Annotated in this window: 18 protein-coding genes; 7 read left to right on the forward strand and 11 right to left on the reverse strand. The window is 72.6% G+C overall.

The window, feature by feature from the left end; genetic code table 11:
• From ACFW2G_RS22205 to ACFW2G_RS22225, 5 genes are all read right to left on the reverse strand, one after another.
• The coding region (locus ACFW2G_RS22205) for a DEAD/DEAH box helicase (protein ID WP_384681019.1) at nucleotides 1–1,549 on the reverse strand (1,549 nt) is incomplete at its 3' end.
• A 101-nt stretch (nucleotides 1,550–1,650) separates the two neighbouring features.
• On the reverse strand, nucleotides 1,651–1,854 hold the full coding sequence (locus ACFW2G_RS22210; RefSeq protein WP_030028954.1) for a cold-shock protein: 204 nt from the start codon (nucleotides 1,852–1,854) through the stop codon (nucleotides 1,651–1,653).
• Nucleotides 1,855–2,070: 216 nt separating this feature from the next.
• Nucleotides 2,071–3,228: an acetyl-CoA C-acetyltransferase gene (locus tag ACFW2G_RS22215; protein WP_384451218.1), complete on the reverse strand. Its 1,158-nt coding sequence runs from the start codon at nucleotides 3,226–3,228 to the stop codon at nucleotides 2,071–2,073.
• Between the two features lie 26 nt (nucleotides 3,229–3,254).
• A complete protein-coding gene (locus ACFW2G_RS22220) occupies nucleotides 3,255–3,845 on the reverse strand; it encodes a TetR/AcrR family transcriptional regulator (RefSeq protein WP_037926744.1) in 591 nt (196 codons plus the stop codon).
• Nucleotides 3,846–4,097: 252 nt separating this feature from the next.
• Entirely contained in the window at nucleotides 4,098–4,880 is a 783-nt protein-coding gene (locus ACFW2G_RS22225) for an SDR family oxidoreductase (protein ID WP_384451215.1), read from the reverse strand.
• Between the two features lie 87 nt (nucleotides 4,881–4,967).
• Between ACFW2G_RS22225 and ACFW2G_RS22230 the strand changes: the two genes are divergently transcribed.
• Together ACFW2G_RS22230 and ACFW2G_RS22235 are read left to right on the forward strand one after the other, a co-directional pair.
• A complete protein-coding gene (locus tag ACFW2G_RS22230) occupies nucleotides 4,968–6,113 on the forward strand; it encodes an acyl-CoA dehydrogenase family protein (protein ID WP_384581110.1) in 1,146 nt (381 codons plus the stop codon).
• Nucleotides 6,113–7,105 carry an acyl-CoA dehydrogenase family protein gene (locus ACFW2G_RS22235; protein WP_384581112.1) on the forward strand — a complete coding sequence of 331 codons (993 nt, stop codon included), beginning with the start codon at nucleotides 6,113–6,115 and terminating at the stop codon, nucleotides 7,103–7,105. The genes ACFW2G_RS22230 and ACFW2G_RS22235 overlap by 1 nt, the downstream gene beginning before the upstream one ends.
• On the opposite strand, the gene ACFW2G_RS22240 is transcribed toward ACFW2G_RS22235, so the two are convergent.
• A complete protein-coding gene (locus ACFW2G_RS22240; RefSeq protein WP_037926758.1) occupies nucleotides 7,092–7,820 on the reverse strand; it encodes a class I SAM-dependent methyltransferase in 729 nt (242 codons plus the stop codon). The two genes, ACFW2G_RS22235 and ACFW2G_RS22240, sit on opposite strands and share 14 nt — an antisense overlap.
• Before the next feature lie 226 nt (nucleotides 7,821–8,046).
• Here ACFW2G_RS22240 and ACFW2G_RS22245 point away from each other — a divergent pair, with 226 nt between their 5' ends.
• From ACFW2G_RS22245 to ACFW2G_RS22255, 3 genes are all read left to right on the forward strand, one after another.
• Entirely contained in the window at nucleotides 8,047–8,775 is a 729-nt protein-coding gene (locus ACFW2G_RS22245) for a VWA domain-containing protein (protein ID WP_384451206.1), read from the forward strand.
• Nucleotides 8,776–8,810: 35 nt separating this feature from the next.
• The gene (locus ACFW2G_RS22250) at nucleotides 8,811–9,374 is read left to right on the forward strand and encodes a pyridoxamine 5'-phosphate oxidase family protein (RefSeq protein ID WP_052031194.1); all 564 of its coding nucleotides are present in this window, start codon (nucleotides 8,811–8,813) and stop codon (nucleotides 9,372–9,374) included.
• 185 nt (nucleotides 9,375–9,559) lie between these two features.
• The gene (locus ACFW2G_RS22255) at nucleotides 9,560–10,027 is read left to right on the forward strand and encodes an HIT family protein (RefSeq protein WP_037926764.1); all 468 of its coding nucleotides are present in this window, start codon (nucleotides 9,560–9,562) and stop codon (nucleotides 10,025–10,027) included.
• Here the strand turns inward: ACFW2G_RS22255 and ACFW2G_RS22260 are convergent.
• The 5 genes from ACFW2G_RS22260 to ACFW2G_RS22280 all read right to left on the reverse strand — a co-directional run bounded on the left by ACFW2G_RS22260 (nucleotide 10,021) and on the right by ACFW2G_RS22280 (nucleotide 18,556).
• The gene (locus ACFW2G_RS22260) at nucleotides 10,021–10,353 is read right to left on the reverse strand and encodes a DUF397 domain-containing protein (RefSeq protein WP_384581115.1); all 333 of its coding nucleotides are present in this window, start codon (nucleotides 10,351–10,353) and stop codon (nucleotides 10,021–10,023) included. The genes ACFW2G_RS22255 and ACFW2G_RS22260 overlap by 7 nt on opposite strands.
• A complete protein-coding gene (locus ACFW2G_RS22265) occupies nucleotides 10,338–11,174 on the reverse strand; it encodes a Scr1 family TA system antitoxin-like transcriptional regulator (protein WP_384581117.1) in 837 nt (278 codons plus the stop codon). Before ACFW2G_RS22265 ends, ACFW2G_RS22260 begins: the two co-directional genes overlap by 16 nt.
• A 220-nt stretch (nucleotides 11,175–11,394) precedes the next feature.
• Nucleotides 11,395–12,855, reverse strand: a complete 1,461-nt coding sequence (locus tag ACFW2G_RS22270; RefSeq protein ID WP_384451193.1) for a glutamate synthase subunit beta — start codon at nucleotides 12,853–12,855, stop codon at nucleotides 11,395–11,397.
• Nucleotides 12,848–17,398, reverse strand: coding sequence for a glutamate synthase large subunit (gene gltB / locus ACFW2G_RS22275; RefSeq protein WP_384581193.1), 4,551 nt, complete (start codon nucleotides 17,396–17,398; stop codon nucleotides 12,848–12,850). The genes ACFW2G_RS22270 and gltB overlap by 8 nt, the downstream gene beginning before the upstream one ends.
• Nucleotides 17,399–17,824: 426 nt before the next feature.
• Nucleotides 17,825–18,556, reverse strand: a complete 732-nt coding sequence (locus ACFW2G_RS22280; protein ID WP_037926773.1) for a VIT1/CCC1 transporter family protein — start codon at nucleotides 18,554–18,556, stop codon at nucleotides 17,825–17,827.
• A gap of 251 nt (nucleotides 18,557–18,807) precedes the next feature.
• On the opposite strand from ACFW2G_RS22280, the gene ACFW2G_RS22285 reads away from it, so the two are divergent.
• Both ACFW2G_RS22285 and ACFW2G_RS22290 read left to right on the forward strand, forming a co-directional pair.
• The gene (locus ACFW2G_RS22285; RefSeq protein ID WP_037926776.1) at nucleotides 18,808–19,803 is read left to right on the forward strand and encodes an ADP-ribosylglycohydrolase family protein; all 996 of its coding nucleotides are present in this window, start codon (nucleotides 18,808–18,810) and stop codon (nucleotides 19,801–19,803) included.
• A complete protein-coding gene (locus ACFW2G_RS22290; protein WP_384581119.1) occupies nucleotides 19,800–21,272 on the forward strand; it encodes an ADP-ribosylglycohydrolase family protein in 1,473 nt (490 codons plus the stop codon). The genes ACFW2G_RS22285 and ACFW2G_RS22290 overlap by 4 nt, the downstream gene beginning before the upstream one ends.
• The last annotated feature ends 4 nt before the right edge of the window (nucleotides 21,273–21,276 follow it).

Consider the following 21,276-nt stretch of genomic DNA (forward strand, 5'->3'; position numbering starts at 1 on the left):
GGCCCTGGCCGCCGCGACGGCCCTGGCCCGAGCCGGACGCGGCCGGGGCCTGCCCGGACCCGCCGCCGGAGCGGCGGCCCCGGCCCGCGGCCGCCGGGGCGCCGCCGGTAGCGGTGCCGGTGCGGGGGCCGCCCGAGCGGCGGCGCGAGCCGGAACCGGAGCCGGAGCCGCTGCGCGCCTTCGGCGCGGGCTGCTGCGGTACCTCCAGCACCACCGGGATACCCGAGGGCTCCTTGGCGCCGGTCAGCCGGGCCAGCTCCTCGTCGGAGGACTTGATCTGCGCGGTGCGCGGGGTGATCCCGGCGTCCGACATGAGCCGGGTCATGTCCCGCTTCTGGTCGGGCAGCACCAGGGTGACCACGCTGCCGGACTCGCCGGCGCGCGCGGTGCGGCCGCCGCGGTGCAGGTAGTCCTTGTGGTCGGTGGGCGGGTCCACGTTGACGACCAGGTCGAGGTCGTCGATGTGGATGCCGCGGGCCGCCACGTTGGTGGCGATCAGCGCGGTGACCTCGCCCGTCTTGAACCAGTCCAGGGTGCGGTTGCGCTGCGGCTGCGAGCGGCCGCCGTGCAGGCCGGAGGCGCGCACACCGTCCGCCAGGAGCTTCTTGACCATGCGGTCCACGCCGCGCTTGGTGTCCACGAACATGATCACCCGGCCGTCGCGAGCGGCTATGCGCGTCGCCACGGCCTTCTTGTCGGTCTCGTCCATGACGTACAGGACGTGGTGCTCCATGGTGGTGACCGCACCGGCCGAGGGGTCGACGGAGTGGCCGACCGGGTCGCTCAGGAACATCTTGACCAGCTTGTCGATGTTCTTGTCGAGGGTCGCCGAGAAGAGCATGGTCTGGCCCTCGGGCCGGACCTGCTTGAGCAGCGCGGTGACCTGCGGCATGAAGCCCATGTCGGTCATCTGGTCGGCCTCGTCGAGGACCGTGATCGACACCTGCGACAGGTCCGCGTCGCCGCGGTCGATGAGGTCCTTCAGGCGGCCGGGGGTGGCGACGAGCACCTCGGCGCCGCGGCGCAGGGCGCCCGCCTGCCGGTTGATCGACATGCCGCCGACGACGGTGGCGATGCGCAGGTTGACGGCCGTGGCGTACGGAGCCAGGGAGTCGGTCACCTGCTGCGCGAGCTCGCGGGTCGGTACGAGGACCATCGCGAGCGGCGCCCTCGGCTCCGCGCGGCGGCCGGCGGTACGGGCCAGCAGCGCCAGGCCGAAGGCGAGGGTCTTGCCGGAGCCGGTGCGACCGCGGCCGAGCAGGTCACGGCCGGCGAGGGAGTTCGGGAGGGTCGCCGCCTGGATGGGGAACGGCTCGGTGACGCCCTGGGCCGCGAGGGTCTTCAGCAGCGCCTCGGGCATGTCCATGTCCTCGAACGCGGCGACCGGCGGCAGTGCCGGGACGGTCGGCTCGGGCATGGTGAATTCCTGGGGCCGGGGTGCGGGCGGGGCGGACTTCTGCCGTCCCGCACCAGCCTTCGGACGCCCCTGGGCCGCTCCTCGTCCCCGGGCGGGGCGGCGGCTGGGACGTGCGGAGCTGGAGCTGGTCATGCGAGAAAGCCCTCCTGAAACCGGCAGGTGAAACACAGGTCGAGACAGCAGACAAGCCGGGGCCCGCACCTCGCGGTGCGGACCCCGGCATGCTGAAGGAATTAGGCGGGGATGATGTTCTCCGCCTGGGGGCCCTTCTGGCCCTGCGTCACGTCGAAGGACACGCGCTGGCCCTCGGTGAGCTCACGGAAGCCCTGGGTGGCGATGTTCGAGTAGTGGGCGAAGACGTCCGGGCCGCCGCCGTCCTGCTCGATGAAGCCGAAGCCCTTTTCCGAGTTGAACCACTTCACGGTGCCAAGTGCCATGTTGAATCTCCTGAATAGGCGGCAAGGGCCCCATCCGGAGATTCCGGGAAAAACAATAAAAGCGCCTGAGGAACATTCCCGTCAGGCGCACATAGAGTTCATGGGTACCACAACTGCAACGCCGCTTAATTTAGCACATGTACGCCCCGGTGTGCGGACCGGCCGGTGTGACCTGTGCCCCCGCGCTGTCGGCGGGGGCGGTGGACCGCCGGCCGGCTACAGCCGTTCGATGATCGTCACGTTGGCCTGGCCGCCGCCCTCGCACATGGTCTGGAGGCCGAACCGGCCGCCGGTGCGCTCCAGTTCGTGCAGGAGGGTGGTCATCAGCCTGACCCCGGTCGCGCCCAGCGGGTGGCCCAGGGCGATGGCACCCCCGTTGACGTTGACGCGCTCCGGGTCGGCCCCGGTCTCCTTCAGCCAGGCCAGCACCACCGGGGCGAACGCCTCGTTGATCTCGACCAGGTCGATGTCGGCCAGCGACATGCCGGTCTTCTTCAGCGCGTACGCCGTCGCCGGGATGGGCGCGGAGAGCATGCGGACGGGGTCCTCGCCGCGCACCGAGAGGTGGTGGATGCGGGCACGCGGCCGCAGGCCGTGTTCGTGCAGCGCCCGCCCGGAGGCGATCAGCAGGGCGGCGGCGCCGTCGGAGACCTGGGAGGAGACCGCGGCGGTGATGGTCCCGCCCTCGACGACGGGCTTGAGGGCGGCCATCTTCTCCAGGGTGGTGTCCCTGCGCGGCCCCTCGTCCGCGGCCACGTCCCGGTAGGGTGCGATCTCGCGGTCGAAGCGCCCCTCGTCGACGGCCCGCACGGCCCGCCGGTGGGAGCGGAGCGCGTACTCCTCCATGTCGGAGCGCGAGATGCCCCACTTCCGCGCGATCAGCTGCGCGCCGTGGAACTGGTTGACCGGGGCGTCGCCGTACCGGGCGCGCCAGCCTTCCGAGCCGGCGTAGGGGCCTTCCGTGAGGCCGAGGGGTTCGGCGGCCTGCCGGGAGGCGAAGGCGATCGGGATCATCGACATGTTCTGGGTGCCGCCGGCGACCACGAGGTCCTGGGTGCCGGAGAGCACGCCCTGAGCGGCGAAGTGCACCGCCTGCTGGGAGGAGCCGCACTGGCGGTCGACGGTGACCCCGGGCACCTCCTCGGGCAGGCCGGCGGCGAGCCACGCGGTGCGTGCGATGTCTCCGGCCTGCGGGCCGACCGTGTCGAGGCAGCCGAAGACCACGTCCTCCACGGCGGCCGGGTCCACCCCGGACCGTCCAACGAGCTCCCTGAGGACGTGCGCGCCGAGGTCGGCCGGGTGGACGGCGGACAGGCCCCCACCGCGCCGCCCGACGGGGGTGCGTACGGCGTCGACTATGTAGGCCTCGGGCATCGGGACTCCTCAGACGGTCGGACCGGTCAGGTGGGGCGCAGGGCGATCCCGTCCAGGACCATCGACAGGTACTGGCGGGCGATCTCTTCGGGGCTGTGCTGTCCGCCCGGCCGGTACCAGGACGCCGCCACCCACACCGTGTCGCGCACGAAACGGTAGGTGAGGCGGATGTCGAGGTCGGCCCGGAAGACCTGGGCGGCGACTCCTCGTTCCAGCGTCCCCAGCCAGGCCTTCTCGAACTTCTGCTGTGAGTCGGACAGGTAGTGGAACCGGGGCTGGGCGGAGAGGGTGCGGGCCTCCTTCTGGTAGATCGCGACGGCGGCGCGGTGCCGGTCGATCTCGCGGAAGGACTCGGTGACGAGGGCCTCGATGGTCTCCCTGGGGCCGAGTCCGGCGGCGAGGACGGCGTCGTACCCGTCCCACAGCTCGGTCAGGAAGGCGGAGAGGATCTCGTCGAGCATCGATTCCTTGGAATCGAAGTGGTAGTAGAGGCTGCCGGCGAGCATCCCGGCGGCGTCGGCGATCTTGCGGACGGTGGTGGCGTCGTAGCCCTGTGCGGCGAAGACCTCGGCGGCGGTGTCGAGGAGTTCGCGGCGCCGCTCGGGCGAGGGCGTCACCTGCTGCTTCTTCCTGGCCGCCGGCCTGGCTCGCGGCGTGGCTCGGGGCGTGGCTTCCGGCTGGTTCGTTGGCACGCGTCCATTGTCGGGCCAGGTCGTGTCCGGTGGATCCGGGCGGGCTCGCGGCGTCCGGCGCCGGGTCGCGCCGCGCCGCCCCCGGTCGCCGATCCCCCGCGGGGGCTCCCCCGTCCGTGCCGCGGCCCGCGGCGGCGGAGGCCGCGAGCCGGTTCGCCCCGATCCATCGGACCCGGCCTAGGCGCGCTGACTGCTGACGGAGACGGTCTCGCCCGTCATGTACGACGCGTAGCCGCTGGCCAGGAACACGATGACGTTGGCGACCTCCCAGGGCTCGGCGTGGCGGCCGAAGGCCTCGCGGGCGGTGAGTTCGGCCAGGAGTTCCCCGCTGGTGACCTTCACCAGGTGCGGGTGCATGGCCAGGCTCGGGGCGACCGCGTTGACGCGTACGCCGAACTCCGCGGCCTCCAGGGCCGCGCAGCGGGTGAGCGCCATGACCCCGGCCTTGGCCGCGGCGTAGTGGGCCTGGCCCGTCTGGGCGCGCCAGCCGACGACGGAGGCGTTGTTGACGACGACTCCGCCCGTGCCGGTGGCCCTGAAGGAGCGCAGGGCGGCCCGGGTGCAGCGGAAGGTGCCGTTCAGGGTGACGTCGAGGACGCGGTTCCACTGCTCGTCGGTCATGTCGGCGAGGGCCGCGGTGCCGCCGAGCCCGGCGTTGTTGACGACGATGTCGAGGCGGCCGTGGGCCTGTTCGGCGTGGGCGAACAGGGCTCGGACCTGGTCCTCGTCGGTGACGTCGCAGGGCAGGGAGGTGATGCGGCCGGCACCGAACTCGGCCGTGAGCGCGTCCTCGGTCTCCTTGAGCCGGCGGACGTGGGCGTCTCCGATGACGATGCGGGCGCCCTCCTCCAGGAAGCGGCGGGCGGTGGCCCCGCCGATGCCGGCACCCGCAGCGGCGGTGATGACGGCGGTGCGGCCGTGCAGCAAGTGGTGGCCGGCGGTGTACCGGGGCTCGTTCATACGAACTCCTCGACGCTGCTCATGGCCGTACGTTAACCTACCAAACACTTGTTAGGGAAGTGTGGCGTTCGAGGAGGCGGGCACCCGATGGACCTGACCCAGACAGCCGGAGTGGAGGCCTTCCGGGCCGAAGCACGCGCCTGGCTGGCCGACCACGTACCCGCCTCCCCCCTGCCCTCGCTGGAGACCCGGGAGGGCTTCGCCGCGCACCGGGAGTGGGAGGCCCGGCTGCACGCGGACCGCTGGGCGGTGGTGTCCTGGCCCGAGAAGTACGGCGGCCGGGGCGTCGACCTGGTGAAGTGGTTGGTCTTCGAGGAGGAGTACTGGGCGGTCGGCGCGCCGGGCCGGGTCTCGCAGAACGGCATCAGCCTCCTCGCGCCGACGCTCTTCGACCATGCGACGGTCGAACAGCGGGCCCGCGTACTGCCGCCGATGGCGAGCGGCGAGGTGGTCTGGGCGCAGGCCTGGTCGGAGCCGGAGTCGGGCTCCGACCTGGCCTCGCTGACGTCGCGTGCGGTCCGCACCGAGGGCGGCTGGCTGCTGTCCGGGCAGAAAACCTGGTCCTCGCGGGCGGCCTTCGCGGACCGGGCCTTCGGCATCTTCCGCACCGACCCGGACACCCCGAAACCGCACCAGGGGCTGACGTACCTGATGTTCGACCTGCGGGCGCCGGGGGTCACGGTGCGGCCGATCGGCCGTCTCGACGGCAAGCCGGCCTTCGCGGAACTCTTCCTGGACGAGGTCTTCGTCCCGGACGAGGACGTGATCGGGGAGCCCGGGCAGGGCTGGCGGATCGCGATGTCCACCACCGGCAGCGAACGCGGGCTGACCCTGCGCTCCCCCGGCCGGTTCCTCGCGGCGGCGGACCGGCTGGCCGCGCTGTGGCGCGCGCAGGGGGACCCGGCCGACACGGCGCTGCGCGACCGGGTGGCCGACGCGGTGGTCGGGGCGCGCGCCTACGAGCTGTTCACCTGGGCCGGCGCCTCCCGATTCGCCGCGGGCGGGGCCGTCGGCGCCGAGTCCAGCCTGAACAAGGTGTTCTGGTCGGAGTACGACATCGCCCTGCACGAGACGGCACTGGACCTGCTGGGTGCGGACGCCGAGCTCGCGGACGGGGAGTGGGCCGAGCCGTGGGTCTTCTCGCTGGCCGGGCCGATCTACGCCGGGACCAACGAGATCCAGCGCGACATCATCGCCGAGCGGCTGCTCGGCCTGCCGAAGGGCCGCCGCTGATGCGCTTCCTGCCGACCGACGAGCAGTCGGACTTCGCCCGCACCCTGCGCTCCCTGCTGGGCTCGGCCCGGGTTCCGGCGGCGGTACGGGCCTGGGCGGACGGCGCGTACGCGCCCGGGCTGGCGCTGCGCTCCCGGCTCGCGGCGACGGGCCTGTTCGCGCTGGCCGCCCCCGAGGCCTACGAGGGGGCCGGCCTGCTCCCGGCGGAGCTGTCGCTGGGCTTCGTGGAGCTGGGCCGGGCCGGGATGCCGGGGCCGGTGGTGGAGAGCGCCGCCGCGTCGGTGCTGCTGTCGGAACTGGGGGACGAAAAGCTCGCCGAGCGGTTCCTGCCCGGCCTGGTCGCGGGTGAGGCCTGGGCCACCCTGACGCTGCCGGACGGCGGGCCGTACGCCCTGGACGCGGACGCGGCCACGTACTGCTTCACCGTGTCGGCGGCCGGCGAGCTGCGGCTGGCCGCCCCCGCGCCGGGGGAAGTCCTGCGGTCGACGGACCCGGCGCGGCGGCTGTCGCGCCCCACGGCGGCCGGGGGCACACTCCTGGCCGCGGGGCCGGCTGTGGCGCGCGCGGCCGGGGCGGCCGGGCGCTGGGCCCGGCTGCTGACGGCGGCCCAGTGCCTGGGCGTGGGCGAGGCACTGCTGGAGCGGACGGTCGGATACGTCCGGCAGCGCACGCAGTTCGGGGTGCCGGTCGGCTCCTTCCAGGCGGTCAAGCACCGGCTGGCCGACACCCTCCTGGCCCTGGAGTTCGCCCGCCCGCTGCTGTGGGCGGCGGCGCTGTCGCTCGCCCCCGGCGACGTGGCGGCGGCGAAGCTGCGGTGCGGAGAGGCGGCGTACCGGGCGGCCATGACAGCCCTCCAGCTCCACGGCGCGGTCGGCTACACCGAGGAGCTGGACCTGTCGCTGTGGCTGCGCAAGGCACGCCCGCTGCGGGACGCCTGGGGCACGCCGTCGGCGTGCCGGGCGGAGGTGCTGCGGTCGGTCACACCCGGCTGACGTGGAGTCCGACCACGTAGTTCTCTTCGACCGTGCCGTCGGGGAAGAGCGGGGCCAGCAGCTCCCGTTCCGCCGCGAAGTAGTCGCGGGTGCCGGCCTCGCCCAGCATCAGGAAGGCGGAGTGGCTGGCCAGGTTGGCGAGGTGTGCGTCCAGCGGGATGCGCCGGGACCAGCGCACGGTGCGGGAGGTGAACCCGCCGAAGCCGCGGGGCAGGGTACGGAAGCCCTGCCCGCCGGCCGCCCCGAAGAACGCCGCCAGCCGGGCCTCCTGCTCGGCGATCCAGGGCACGGTGAGGTCCGGGTCGTTCCACCAGAGGGCGAGCGCGCCGCCGGGGCGCAGGACGCGGCGGGCCTCGGGGACGGAGCGGGCCGGGTCGGTCCAGTGCCAGGCCTGGGCGTAGGTCAGGAGGTCGAACGCGGCGGTGGCCAGCGGAAGCCGGTCCCCGTCCCCGCGTACGACCGGGATCCCGGGATGCGCCCGGCGCAGCTGCGCGGCCATCCCGTCCCCGGGCTCCACTGCGAGGACGTCGGCGCCCCGCTCGTGCAGCACGGCGGTGGCGATCCCGGTGCCCGCGCCCACGTCGGCCACGCGCGCCCCGGCGAGCGGGCGCCCGGCGAGCTCCTCGACGGCGTCGAAGAGGGCCGGCGGGTAGCCGGGGCGGTGGGCGGCGTAGGAAGCGGCAGCGGCGTCGAAGGAACGGGCACGTGTCGTCATGCGTCCATTGTTTTCGATCACATGGGCCGGGCAACAGGATCGAGGTGTCAGGGCCGGATCGCACCGGACTCCCCTGTCAGACGCGGGCCGTTGCGCAGGACCGCACCCGACGCTCTCCGCGCCGTCACATACGAGGACGGGTCGGATCAGCGGAGGCCGCACGGGGCGACCGGCGTCGACCGCCGGAGCAGTCACGGCCGCGGAGCGTTCGGCATACCCTCGCCCCATGACGAGCAGCGCCATCAGCCTCCGCAAGGTCGAGGAGTCGGCTCCGGCCCTCGTGAAGCTCTACAAGACGGCCGGGGTGTCCCTGCGCAAGTACGGCCTGGAGGGCGGACGCGCCGCCGTCTACCTGGTCCTGGACTACTCCGGGTCGATGCGCCCCTACTACCAGGACGGCAGCGTGCAGGCCCTCGCCGACCGCGTGCTGGGGCTGTCCGCGCACCTGGACGACGACGGCCGCGTGCCGGTGGTCTTCTTCTCCACCGAGGTCGACGCGGTCGAGGAGATCTCCCTGGCCGGGCACGAGGGCCGGGTCACCGAGATAGCCTCCCGCCTGGGCCACATGGGCAAGACGGCCTATCACGCGGCGATGGACGCGGTGATCGACCACTACCTCGACTCCGGTGCGACGGCCCCCGCCCTCGTCGTCTTCCAGACCGACGGCGGGCCGATCAACAAGCCCCTGGCCGAGAAGTACCTGTGCAAGGCGGCCCGGCTGCCGCTCTTCTGGCAGTTCGTCGGCTTCGGCAACACCCGCAGCACCCAGTTCGACTTCCTGCGCCGGCTGGACGAGCTGCCCGTGCCCGCCCGACGGCCCGTGGACAACGCCGGCTACTTCCACGCGGGCCCGGACCCGCGCGCCGTGCCGGACGGCGAACTGTACGACCGCCTCGTCGGGGAGTTCCCGGCCTGGCTGGCGGCGGCACGCGGTGCGGGCATCGTGCGCGCCTGACCGGGGTGCACGGGTGCCCGCGCTTTGATGGACGTATGACGCATACCAGTTGGGCAGTCTTCGAGAAGGCGGAACCGGACCTCGCGGCGGCCGTCCAGGCCCGCTTCGCGCAGTACCCGCACCACGTCCTGGCCACCCTGCGCAAGGACGGCTCCCCGCGGGTGACCGGCCTGAACGTCGACATCCGGGGCGGCGAGCTGTGGCTGGGGATGATGGCCGGCTCGATGAAGGCCAGAGACCTCCAGCGCGACCCGCGCTTCGCCCTGCACACCAATCCGGGCGAGGGCGAGACCATGCCGGACGGGGACGTACGGATCTCCGGGCGCGCGGTGGAGCTCGTGGACCCGCCCGAACTCCACCGGTACGCGGAGGAGACGGAGACCCCGCACCCCTTCCACCTCTTCTACGCCGACCTCACGGAGGTCGTCCACATCGGCATCGAGGGCGACGACCTGGTGGTGCGGACCTGGCTGCCGGACCACAGCCTGCGCACCCAGCGCCGGGGAACCGATGACGAACCACCGCGCGAGGACCCGGCGCCGGAGGACGAGCCGGGAGGCGGGGGCCTGCCCCGGAGCGGCGCGGCCCCCGGTGCGTAGGCCGGCGGAGCGGCGGCGCAGCGGCCGGGCGCAGAACCAGTAGCGGTCGGGCGGGCCGGTGGGCGATCCGTGCGGAGGCCGGAGGTGGTGAAGCAGCCGAAGGGGTCCGCTTCCCGGTCCGCGCGGCCCCGGACCTGCCGGCCGGACCGGACGAGCACCGCTCCCGGGTCGTAGGCTCTCGGTCCATGACGACTCCCCACTGCTACGCGTGCAGCCAGGAGGCCGTGTTCGACGACCTTCCACCACGCGAGTGCGTGGCACACGACCGGCAATGGCGGGTGGCGCACGCCTTCAACACCGCATTGCCCGGCTGGCTGGTGCTGCTGCCGCGGCGCCACGTCCTCACGGTTCACGACCTCACCGCCGCCGAGGCATCGTCCCTGGGGGTGTGGCAGGTCAGACTCTCCCGGGCGCTGCGGAGCGTGACCGGTTGCGCCAAGACCTACGTCGTCCAGTTCGCCGAGGCCGAAGGCTTCGCGCACGTTCACTTCCACATCGTTCCGCGCACGGCGGATCTGCCGCCCGAGCATCGCGGGCCGGGTGTTTTCGAGCTGCTCCGGCGACCGGAGCACGAGCGGGTGACGACCGGGCAGGCCGACCGGATGGCCCTCTCCCTCCGTGACCGGCTGAACGGATACCCGGACGCTCAGTAGGCGACCGGTGCCTCCGCGCCGGCGCCTGCCGGAATCCCGACCGGCACCGGGCCGCCCCGGCCGGGTCCCCGCTCCGCACCGCCCGGCGGAACGGAGCGCGCGCCCGCTCCTGCACTGCGAAACGGAGGAACCGGGAGCCGCACGGCCGCGACGAACAACGCCCATGAGGCGGCGGGGAACGCGAGAACCGGGCCGGCCTCGGCCAGCTTGCTGTCACGGACGCGGATCGGGCCGGGGATGTGGTCGGACACCTCGACGCAGCTGCCGCCGTCCCCGTTGCTGTACGAGGACTTGCGCCAGCTCCGGCCTTTCACGTCCGCACGCATGTCGCGTACTCCTCCGCCACCGACTCGACCAGGGTCAGGGACACCTCCGGCGACAACGCAGCAGCCCTGGCAAGATCGTATGACTTCCAGTGGCGCTGGACCAGGGCCGGATAGTCGAGCAGCTGCCCCGCGTAGGGGCCCTCGGTGTACGCCACGTCAGGTGCTTCGGCGAACTGCATGATGGTCATCATCGAGCCCACTGCCCCGTGCGCCCCGGCAGCGAACGGCACGACCTGCACCATGATCCGATGGGCACGGGCGTACGAAGCGATGTGCCGAAGCTGAGCCGCCATCACTGCGGGCCCTCCGACTGCCGTCCGCAGGACCGCCTCGTGCAGGACGACCCACACCTCAGGGGCCTCTGGATCGCCGAGGAGCCGCGCACGCTCCGTGCGTGCCGCGACCAGGGCGTCGACACGCTCTGCGAGTGCGGTGGGACTCGTCGCCCGGATCACCGCTCGGGCGTAGGCCCCCGTCTGGAGCAAACCCGGCACCAGAGCGGGAGCGTACTCGTAGATCGCCGTAGCCAGCCCTTCCAGCTCGGCCGCATCGGCGAAGTATTCGCTGTGCTTGGACGTGAAGGCCCGGGCCAGGCGGAAGAAGTAGTCCCCTGTGTTCAGCTCTCTGTCGATGAGCTTGGCGATCTCCGGGCGCAGTCGGCGCCGCCCGCTCTCCATCATCCCGACGTAGGCCCCCGTGGCGAAGATCCGCTCGCCCAGCCCCTCCTGGGTCAAGCCCGCGGCCTCCCGCTTGCCCCGCAGTTCCTCACGGGCGAACTCCTCCGGCGTCTGTGCCCCGTCCTCGTCATTCGGCTTGGCCATGAGCCAACTCCCCGCTCCCGCAGTGCCCTCGCTCCGCGAAAAGCGTAGTCCTCGCCTCCCCGGCGGTTCAGCGGAACGCATGGATACGACCACCCGACGCCGCAGCGCCCGCCACCCCTGGTCGGGGACGTGGCGGGCGCTGCGTCGGGTGTTCCGTACGCCGTTGTACGGACCGTATGAGGGGTCCCGCCCTTCGCGAGGCGGGGGTGCTTGCCGGTGCCTACACGGTCAGCGAGCGGTCCGTCGGCTTGACCGGGTACGGGAGGGTGCTGCTGCCGGTCAGGTAGCGGTCCACGCCACGGGCGGCCGAGCGGCCCTCCGCGATGGCCCAGACGATGAGGGACTGGCCGCGGCCCGCGTCGCCGGCGACGAAGACGCCGTCGACGTTGGTCGCGTACGAGGCGTCGCGGTCGATGTTGCCGCGGGCGTCCAACTCCACACCGAACTGCTGGACCAGGCCGTTCGCCTGGTCGGTGCCCGTGAAGCCCATCGCCAGGGTCACCAGCTGCGCGGGGAGGACGCGCTCGGTGCCGGGCTTCTGGACGAGCTTGCCGTCGACGAACTCGACCTCGACCAGGTGCAGGGCCTGGACGTTGCCGTCCTCGTCGCCCTCGAAGTGGGTGGTGGAGACGGAGTAGACCCGCTCGCCGCCCTCCTCGTGGGCCGAGGTGACCTTGTAGAGCATCGGGAAGGTCGGCCACGGCTGGTTGGCGTTCCGCTCCTCGCCCGGCTTCGGCATGATCTCCAGCTGGGTGACCGAGGCCGCGCCCTGGCGGTGGGCGGTGCCCACGCAGTCCGCGCCGGTGTCGCCGCCGCCGATGACGACCACGTGCTTGCCCTCGGCCGTGATGGGCGGGGCCAGGAAGTCGCCCTCCTGGACCTTGTTCGCGAGCGGCAGGTACTCCATCGCGAAGTGGATGCCCCCCAGGTCGCGGCCCGGGACCGGCAGGTCGCGCGAGACGGTGGCGCCGGCGGCGACGACCACCGCGTCGAACCGCTTGCGCAGGTCGGTCGCCGTGATGTCCCGGCCGACCTCGATGCCGGTGCGGAACTTGGTGCCCTCCGCGCGCATCTGCTCGATGCGGCGGTTGATGTGCACCTTCTCCATCTTGAACTCGGGGATGCCGTAGCGGAGCAGGCCGCCGATGCGGTCCGCACGCTCGTAGACGACCACGGTGTGGCCGGCCCGGGTCAGCTGCTGGGCGGCGGCCAGGCCGGCCGGTCCGGAGCCGATCACGGCGACGGTCTTGCCGGACAGGCGCTCCGGGGCCTGCGGGGTGACGTCTCCGTTGTCCCACGCCTTGTCGATGATCGAGACTTCGACGTTCTTGATGGTGACGGCGGGCTGGTTGATGCCGAGGACGCACGCCGACTCGCACGGGGCCGGGCACAGGCGGCCGGTGAACTCCGGGAAGTTGTTCGTCGCGTGCAGCCGCTCCGACGCCGCCGCCCAGTCATCGCGGTAGGCGTAGTCGTTCCACTCGGGGATCAGGTTCCCGAGCGGGCAGCCGTTGTGGCAGAACGGGATGCCGCAGTCCATGCAGCGGCCGGCCTGCTTGCTGATGATCGGCAGCAGCGAGCCCGGGACGTAGACCTCGTTCCAGTCCTTCAGCCGGTCGGCGACGGGACGGGAGCAGGCGGTCTCGCGCGTGGTGGTGAGGAAGCCCTTCGGGTCAGCCATGGGTCGCCGCCTCCATCATCTTCTCCGTGGTCTCGGTTTCCGAGAGTCCGGCGAGCTCAGCGGCGTCCTTGGCGGCGAGCACTGCCTTGTACGTGGTCGGGATGATCTTGCTGAAGCGGTCCGCCGCGGCGGACCAGTCAGCCAGGAGCTTCGCGGCCACGGTCGAGCCGGTCTCCTCCTCGTGGCGGCGCACCACATCGTGCAGCCACTGCTTGTCGGTGTCGGACAGGGCCTCGACCGCGCCCGCGTTGCCGACGTTGACGTTGTGCGGGTCGAGGTCGACGACGTACGCGACGCCGCCCGACATGCCGGCCGCGAAGTTGCGGCCCGTCTCGCCCAGGACGACTGCCGTGCCGCCGGTCATGTACTCGCAGCCGTGGTCGCCCACGCCCTCCGAGACGACCAGGGCACCGGAGTTGCGGACGCAGAAGCGCTCGCCGGTGCGGCCGCGCAGGAACATCTCGCCGCCGGTGGCTCCGTAGCCGATGGTGTTGCCGGCGATGGTGGAGTACTCGGCGAGGTGGTCGGCACCGCGGTCCGGGCGGACCACGATCCGGCCGCCGGACAGGCCCTTGCCGACGTAGTCGTTGGCGTCGCCCTCCAGGCGGAGGGTGACGCCCTTCGGGACGAAGGCGCCGAAGGACTGGCCGGCGCTGCCCGTGAAGGTCAGGTCGATCGTGTTGTCGGGCAGGCCCGCGCCGCCGAACCGCTTGGTGACGTGGTGGCCGAGCATCGTACCGACGGTCCGGTTGATGTTCCGGATGGCGACCTGGGCGCGGACCGGCTGGGCCGCCTCGGCGGTCTCGGCGTTCAGCGCGTCGGCCGCGAGCTCGATCAGCTCGTTGTCGAGGGCCTTCTCCAGACCGTGGTCCTGCTCGATCAGGGCGTGGCGGACCGCGCCCTCGGGCAGCTCGGGCACGTAGAAGAGCGGCTCCAGGTCGAGACCCTGCGCCTTCCAGTGCGAGACGGCCTTGGTGGTGTCCAGCAGCTCGGCGTGGCCGACGGCCTCCTCGATCGTGCGGAAGCCCAGCTCGGCGAGCAGCTCGCGCACCTCCTCCGCGATGAACTCGAAGAAGTTGACGACGAATTCGGGCTTGCCGGAGAACCGGTCGCGCAGGACCGGGTTCTGGGTGGCGATGCCGACCGGGCAGGTGTCCAGGTGGCAGACGCGCATCATGACGCAGCCGGAGACGACGAGCGGCGCGGTCGCGAAACCGAACTCCTCGGCGCCGAGCAGGGCGGCGATGACCACGTCGCGGCCGGTCTTGAGCTGGCCGTCGGTCTGGACGACGATGCGGTCGCGCAGGCCGTTGAGCAGCAGGGTCTGCTGGGTCTCGGCGAGACCCAGCTCCCAGGGACCGCCCGCGTGCTTGAGCGAGGTGAGCGGGGAAGCGCCCGTTCCGCCGTCGTGGCCGGAGATCAGGACGACGTCCGCGTGGGCCTTGGAGACGCCCGCCGCGACCGTGCCGACGCCGACCTCGGAGACCAGCTTCACGTGGATGCGGGCGGCCGGGTTGGCGTTCTTGAGGTCGTGGATCAGCTGGGCCAGGTCCTCGATGGAGTAGATGTCGTGGTGCGGCGGCGGGGAGATCAGGCCGACGCCCGGGGTGGAGTGCCGAGTCTTGGCGACCCACGGGTAGACCTTGTGGCCGGGCAGCTGGCCGCCCTCGCCGGGCTTGGCACCCTGCGCCATCTTGATCTGGATGTCGTCCGCGTTGACCAGGTACTCGCTCGTCACGCCGAAGCGGCCGGAGGCGACCTGCTTGATGGAGGAGCGGCGCGCCGGGTCGTACAGGCGCTCGGGGTCCTCGCCGCCCTCACCGGTGTTGGACTTGGCGCCCAGCTGGTTCATGGCGATGGCGAGGGTCTCGTGCGCCTCCTTGGAGATGGAGCCGTACGACATGGCGCCGGTGGAGAAGCGCTTGACGATCTCGGAGACCGGCTCGACCTCGTCGAGGGAGATCGGGGTACGCCCCGGCAGTCCGGTCTTGAAGCCGAAGAGGCCGCGCAGCGTCATCAGGCGCTCGGACTGCTCGTTCACACGGTCCGTGTACTGCCGGAAGATGTCGTACCGGCGGTTGCGGGTGGCGTGCTGGAGGCGGAAGACCGTCTCCGGGTCGAACAGGTGCGGCTCGCCCTCGCGGCGCCACTGGTACTCGCCGCCGATCTCCAGGGCGCGGTGCGTGGCCGCGACGCCGGAGACCGGGTACGCCTTGGCGTGGCGGGCGGCCACCTCCTTGGCGATGACGTCCAGGCCGGCGCCGCCGATCTTGGTGGCGGTGCCGTTGAAGTAGGTCTCGACGAACGCGTCGTCCAGGCCGACGGCCTCGAAGACCTGGGCGCCGCGGTAGGAGGCGACGGTGGAGATGCCCATCTTGGACATGACCTTCAGGACGCCCTTGCCGAGCGCGTAGATCAGGTTCCGGATGGCCTGCTCCGGCTCCAGGCCGGACAGGAAGGTACCGGCGCGCAGCAGGTCCTCGACGGACTCCATGGCGAGGTACGGGTTGACCGCGGCGGCGCCGTAGCCGATGAGCAGCGCGACGTGGTGGACCTCGCGCACGTCACCGGCCTCGACCAGCAGCCCCACCTGGGTGCGCTGCTTGGTGGCGATGAGGTGGTGGTGCACGGCGGCGGTGAGCAGCAGCGACGGGATCGGCGCGTGCTCGGCGTCCGAGTGGCGGTCCGAGAGGACGATCAGGCGGGCGCCGCCCGCGATGGCCGCGTCGGCCTCGGCGCGGATCTCCTCGATCCGGGCGGCGAGCGACTCGCCGCCGCCGGAGACCCGGTAGAGGCCGGAGAGCGTGGCGGCCTTCATCCCGGGCATGTCGCCGTCGGCGTTGATGTGGATGAGCTTGGCCAGCTCGTCGTTGTCGATCACCGGGAAGGGCACGGTGACGCTGCGGCAGGAAGCCGCGGTCGGCTCCAGCAGGTTGGACTGCGGGCCGATCGACGACAGCAGCGAGGTGACGAGTTCTTCGCGGATGGCGTCCAGCGGCGGGTTGGTGACCTGCGCGAACAGCTGGGTGAAGTAGTCGAAGAGCAGCCGGGGGCGCTCGGACAGCGCCGCGATCGGGGAGTCCGTGCCCATGGAGCCGAGCGGCTCGCCGCCGGTACGGGCCATCGGCGCGAGGATGACGCGCAGCTCCTCCTCGGTGTAGCCGAAGGTCTGCTGGCGGCGGGTGACCGAGGCGTGCGTGTGCACGATGTGCTCGCGCTCGGGCAGGTCGGTCAGCTCGATCTCGCCGGTCTCCAGCCATTCGGCGTACGGGGCGGCGGAGGCGAGCTCGTCCTTGATCTCGTCGTCCTCGACGATCCGCTTCCGGGCGGTGTCGACGAGGAACATCTTGCCGGGCTGCAGGCGGCCCTTGCGGACGACCTTGGCCGGGTCGATGTCGAGGACACCGACCTCGGAGCCGAGGACGACGAGGCCGTCGTCGGTGACCCAGTAGCGTCCGGGGCGCAGGCCGTTGCGGTCGAGGACCGCGCCGACCTGGGTGCCGTCGGTGAAGGTGACGCAGGCGGGGCCGTCCCAGGGCTCCATCATCGTGGAGTGGTACTGGTAGAACGCGCGGCGGGCCGGGTCCATGGAGGTGTGGTTCTCCCACGCCTCCGGGATCATCATCAGCACGCTGTGCGGCAGCGACCGGCCGCCGAGGTGGAGCAGCTCCAGGACCTCGTCGAAGGAGGCCGAGTCGGAGGCGTCCGGGGTGCAGATCGGGAAGATGCGGTCGAGCGCGCCCTCACCGAAGGCGGTCGAGGCGAGCTGGGACTCACGGGCCTTCATCCAGTTCCGGTTGCCCTTGACCGTGTTGATCTCGCCGTTGTGCGCGACGAAGCGGTACGGGTGGGCGAGCGGCCAGGATGGGAAGGTGTTCGTGGAGAACCGGGAGTGGACCAGGGCGAGCGCCGAGGCGAAGCGGCGGTCGGAGAGGTCCGGGAAGAAGGGCTCCAGCTGGCCGGTGGTCAGCATGCCCTTGTAGACGATGGTCCGGGCGGAGAGCGACGGGAAGTACACGCCGGCCTCGCGCTCGGCGCGCTTGCGCAGCACGAAGGCCTTGCGGTCCAGCTCGATGCCGGCCGCCCCGCCCCCGGAGACGAAGAGCTGGCGGAAGGCCGGCATGGTGGCGCGGGCGCCGTTGCCGAGCAGGTCGGGGGTGACCGGGACCTCGCGCCAGCCGAGGACCGTGAGGTTCTCCTCGGCGGCGATGGCCTCGATCCGCTCCGCGGCGACGGCCTGTGCGGTGCCGTCGGCGGGCAGGAAGGCGATGCCGACGGCGTACGCGCCGGCCTCGGGGAGCTCGAATCCGGCGACCTCGCGGAGGAAGGCGTCCGGCACCTGGGACAGGATTCCCGCGCCGTCGCCGGAGTCCGGCTCGGAGCCGGTGGCGCCACGGTGCTCGAGGTTCCGCAGAACGGTCAGGGCCTGCTCAACGAGGGTGTGGGTGGCCTCGCCGGTGAGGTTCGCCACGAATCCGACGCCGCAGGCGTCCTTCTCGTTGCGCGGGTCGTACATGCCCTGCTGGGCGGGGCGACCGTCCATGGGCGACCAGGCGGTGTTCAGGCCGGTCGCGGAGTGCGTGGATGCGGAACGCATCGGCTCTCCCGTCGTCGTCGTGGCATATGTGCTGGCCGAGGGACGACGTTGGCCCTCTGCGAAATTTCGTGCAGATTACATGATGACGACAATCCCGAGAAGCGGATATGCCATTCCAGCATGCGGACACTGCGCGAGGCAGAAAGAGGGGACTTCCGCGGCGCTCTACGGGCGGATCGCGGGGTGGCGCCGGGCGGTCCCGGCGTGTTCCCGCGCATCCCGGCGCAGTGCGTGGGGCGAAGGTCCCGATACAGGGCGAGCATCATTGCCCGCCCGGAGTCCTGGAGTGATGCCCAGGGGACACGGGATCGAAACCACCGAGTAACGGACTACTTATGTTGCGTACTGCATAGTGTCTCACTCCGATGGTCGTCAGCCTATGGCCGCGCCGATCCAGGTGCCCAGGACGTACGTCACACCGGCGGCCGCGCCGCCGAGCAGCAGCTGGCGCAGGCCGCTGTACCACCACGACCGGGCGGTGACCCGGGCGACGACCGCGCCGCAGGCGAAGAGGCCGGCCAGCGCGAGCAGCACCGCCGGCCACAGGGCCGTGGCGCCGAGCAGGTACGGCAGTACGGGCAGCAGCGCACCCAGGGCGAAGGAACCGAAGGACGAGACGGCGGCGACGAGCGGCGACGGCAGGTCGTCGGGGTCGATGCCGAGCTCCTCGCGGGCGTGGATCTCCAGGGCCTGCTCGGGGTCGCGGGACAGCTGCAGGGCGACCTCGCGGGCGAGCGCCGGCTCGACGCCGCGCGAGACGTACAGCTCGGCCAGCTCCTCCATCTCGTCGACGGGGTGCTTGCGCAGCTGCTGCCGCTCGACGTCGAGCTCGGCGAGGACCAGTTCGCGCTGGGAGGCCACGGAGGTGTACTCGCCGGCGGCCATCGAGAAGGCTCCGGCGGCGAGTCCGGCGAGGCCCGTGATCACGATGGTCTGCGGGGCGACGGCTCCGCCGGCCACGCCGGTCATGAGGGCGAGGTTGGAGACGAGCCCGTCCATCGCGCCGAAGACGGCCGGCCTCAGCCATCCGCCGTTGACATCGCGGTGGGTGTGGTTGTCGCGGTGGGCGGTGTGCAGCGGCGCTTCGACGTCGATGATGGACATGTGGTGCTGTCTCCCCAATTGTCGTGGCGGACGCCATGACGCGCCCCGCTCCCCCTGAACGCCTCGAAACTACGCACGATTTCCGTCGCCCGCCAGCAAGGAAGGCCGTACTTACCTGCGGTTTTGCGGGTCGGCGACCGGGTGACGCCGGTGTTCGCGGGGTGTTTCGCGGCGCGCGACAAACCGTATGTCATGGCACAAATCCCCCATGGGCTCATGATGGGCCCCATCCACGTGGGAGAGGCGCGCCAATGGAGCCGGTGAAGCAGATTGCATGCGATCCGCAGGTCCTCCTGGAACGGGCCAGGGGCGCTCTTCTGGGGCTCGCGGTGGGCGACGCGCTCGGCGCCCCCGCGGAGAACATGAAGCCGTCGGAAATCCGGGCGCGATGGGGCCGCATCGAGGGCTTCGTGTCGGACGACCCGGCAGGCACCGACGACACCGAGTACGCGATCTTCTCGGGGCTGCTCCTGGCCCGCCACGGCTCGGCGCTCACCGTCTCCCATGTCGAACGGGCGTGGCACCACTGGATCGCGGACCTCGACGAAGGCCCCTTCCGGGGGGCGGGGTTCTCCGAGCGCGGCACCCTGGAGAACCTCCGCCGCGGCCTGGCCGCGCCCATTTCCGCGCAGCACCGGCACGCGTGGTCGGACGGACTGGCCATGCGGGCCGCGCCGTTCGGGGTCTTCGCGGCGGGCCGGCCCGCCGAGGCGGCGCGGCTGGTCGCCATCGACGGCACGGTCAGTCACGACGGGGAGGGCATCTACGGCGGCCAGGCGGTGGCGGCGGGCGTGGCGGCGGCCATGGCGGGCGGCAGTGCGGCGTCCGTGGTCTCCGCCGCCCTGTCGGTCATTCCGTCTGACTCGTGGACGGCCCGTTCCCTGCGCCGGGCGGTCACCGCCGCCCCGCGCGGGGAACGGGCGGTGCGCTCGGCGGTGGTCATCGGCGGCTACCCCTGGACGGACCTGGCGCCGGAGGCAGTGGGCCTGGCGTTCGGCGCCTTCGCCGCCTGCCGCGGCGACTTCCCCTCCTCCGTGCTCACCGCCGTGAACATGGGCCGCGACGCGGACACCACCGCCGCGGTGGCGGGCGCCCTGGCCGGCGCCATGTCGGGCGCCGCGGCGATCCCCGCCGCCTGGGGCTCGGCCATCGGCCCGGTGCGCGGAAGCTGCCTGCCGTCGATGCGGGGCTACCACGTCCTGGACATCGCGGACCTCCTCACCCCGGAATACGAGGCCGCCCGATGACTCCGTCCCCCGCGACCGGACCCACCCCACCCGAGCCCGCACCGGCCCTCCCGGCCGGGCAGCGGCGTCCCGCACCGGCCGACCGGGCGGAAGCCCTGGCCGGACGCGGCCCGGACGGGCGGCCGCAGGCGGCTGCGACCGGCCCCGGCGACACCTCGGGCCGCAGGGCGCAGGCCCTGCCGCGGATCGGACCGGCGGGGCCGGCGGCCGCGAGCCCCGGACCGGCCGGGCCGGCGGGCGGGGCGGCGGCGCTGCGACCGCCGGTGCGGGCGGACACCCACGGCGGGGCGTCGGCACTACGGGCCGTGATCCGGCCCGCGGCGGCCCCGCGGCCCGGACAACGGGCAGCGGACCGGCGCCCCATCGAAGGCCTCCTGCTCGGGCTGGCCGCAGGCGACGCGGCCGGCTGGCCCGCAGCCCGGCACCGCGCCAGCCGGATGCCGCAGTGGACCCGCCGCCTCACCCGCGAGCTCGACACCTTCGCCGAGCAGAACGCCACCACCACCCTCCCCGTCCCCATCGCCCTCAACCAGCCCCCGGAGCCACTGCGCCTCGGCCCGTCCGACGACGCCGAATGGGCGGCATTCGCCGCCGAGTCCGTGCTCACCGCCGCGGGCGTCCTGCTCAGCGACCTCTCCCGTTCCCGCCGCATGCGCGCCGCCATCGACCTCGCCTGGAACGCCCTCGCCTCCGAGGTCGCCGCGGCAGCGGAACGCGCACCCGAGGTGGAGTCCGCCGTCCTGCCCCTGCGCGCGCGGATCTCGGTACGCGCCGGCCTCGGCAACCTCGCCGCGGGCCTGCGCCCGCCGGCCACCGGCCACGACAACCCGCACTACTTCGACGACGCCGCCTGCGTCCGCGCCTGCGTGCTCGCCGTCGTGCACCCCGGCGACGCCGGGGCCGCCGCCGACCTCGCCGAGTTCGACGCCCGCTACACCCAGGACGGCGACGGCGTGCACGGCGCCCGCGCCATGGCCGCCGCCATCGCCACCGCCCTGACCACGGCGGACGTCGACGCCGCCGTCGACGCCGCGCTCGCCCGGCTGCCCGCTGCCACCGAGATCGGCCGCAACGCCCGGCACGCCGTCGGTCTGGCCCGCGCCCATGCGGACGGCGGCGCGTTCGCCATCGTCCCGACCCTTGAGCACGAGATCGTGGACCACGTGTACAGCTACGGCATCGCCGCCGCCGAGACCGTCCCCGTCGCCCTCGCCCTGGCGACCGCCGCACGCGGCAGGACGGGCGAGGCCGTGCCGGCCGCCGCATGCCTGTCCCGCGTCGCGGACTCCGCTCCCGCCCTGGCCGGCGCGCTCACCGGCGCGATCGGCGGCGGCGACTCCGTTCCCGCCGCCTGGCGCGAGGCCTGCCGCACCCTCTCGGGGTGCGCCCTCCCCCGCCTCGCCGGCACCGACCTGGTCGAACTCGCCACGCTCCTCGCACGGACGGAACTCACCTCACCCAAGGGATGATTCG

The sequence above is a fragment of the Streptomyces sp. NPDC058880 genome (assembly GCF_042742535.1).
GTDB lineage: Bacteria > Actinomycetota > Actinomycetes > Streptomycetales > Streptomycetaceae > Streptomyces.

What these genes read in the sequence shown, in the direction of transcription:
- ACFW2G_RS22235 (WP_384581112.1), top strand. Translation starts at nt 6,113, where the DNA reads ATGCGCTTCCTGCCGACCGACGAGCAGTCGGACTTCGCCCGCACCCTG.
- ACFW2G_RS22290 (WP_384581119.1), top strand. Translation starts at nt 19,800, where the DNA reads ATGACTCCGTCCCCCGCGACCGGACCCACCCCACCCGAGCCCGCACCG.
- ACFW2G_RS22280 (WP_037926773.1), bottom strand. Translation starts at nt 18,556, where the DNA reads ATGTCCATCATCGACGTCGAAGCGCCGCTGCACACCGCCCACCGCGAC.
- ACFW2G_RS22260 (WP_384581115.1), bottom strand. Translation starts at nt 10,353, where the DNA reads ATGCGTGCGGACGTGAAAGGCCGGAGCTGGCGCAAGTCCTCGTACAGC.
- ACFW2G_RS22265 (WP_384581117.1), bottom strand. Translation starts at nt 11,174, where the DNA reads ATGGCCAAGCCGAATGACGAGGACGGGGCACAGACGCCGGAGGAGTTC.
- ACFW2G_RS22250 (WP_052031194.1), top strand. Translation starts at nt 8,811, where the DNA reads ATGACGCATACCAGTTGGGCAGTCTTCGAGAAGGCGGAACCGGACCTC.
- ACFW2G_RS22225 (WP_384451215.1), bottom strand. Translation starts at nt 4,880, where the DNA reads ATGAACGAGCCCCGGTACACCGCCGGCCACCACTTGCTGCACGGCCGC.
- ACFW2G_RS22240 (WP_037926758.1), bottom strand. Translation starts at nt 7,820, where the DNA reads ATGACGACACGTGCCCGTTCCTTCGACGCCGCTGCCGCTTCCTACGCC.
- ACFW2G_RS22215 (WP_384451218.1), bottom strand. Translation starts at nt 3,228, where the DNA reads ATGCCCGAGGCCTACATAGTCGACGCCGTACGCACCCCCGTCGGGCGG.
- gltB (WP_384581193.1), bottom strand. Translation starts at nt 17,398, where the DNA reads ATGGACGGTCGCCCCGCCCAGCAGGGCATGTACGACCCGCGCAACGAG.
- ACFW2G_RS22230 (WP_384581110.1), top strand. Translation starts at nt 4,968, where the DNA reads ATGGACCTGACCCAGACAGCCGGAGTGGAGGCCTTCCGGGCCGAAGCA.
- ACFW2G_RS22270 (WP_384451193.1), bottom strand. Translation starts at nt 12,855, where the DNA reads ATGGCTGACCCGAAGGGCTTCCTCACCACCACGCGCGAGACCGCCTGC.
- ACFW2G_RS22210 (WP_030028954.1), bottom strand. Translation starts at nt 1,854, where the DNA reads ATGGCACTTGGCACCGTGAAGTGGTTCAACTCGGAAAAGGGCTTCGGC.
- ACFW2G_RS22245 (WP_384451206.1), top strand. Translation starts at nt 8,047, where the DNA reads ATGACGAGCAGCGCCATCAGCCTCCGCAAGGTCGAGGAGTCGGCTCCG.
- ACFW2G_RS22255 (WP_037926764.1), top strand. Translation starts at nt 9,560, where the DNA reads ATGACGACTCCCCACTGCTACGCGTGCAGCCAGGAGGCCGTGTTCGAC.
- ACFW2G_RS22285 (WP_037926776.1), top strand. Translation starts at nt 18,808, where the DNA reads ATGGAGCCGGTGAAGCAGATTGCATGCGATCCGCAGGTCCTCCTGGAA.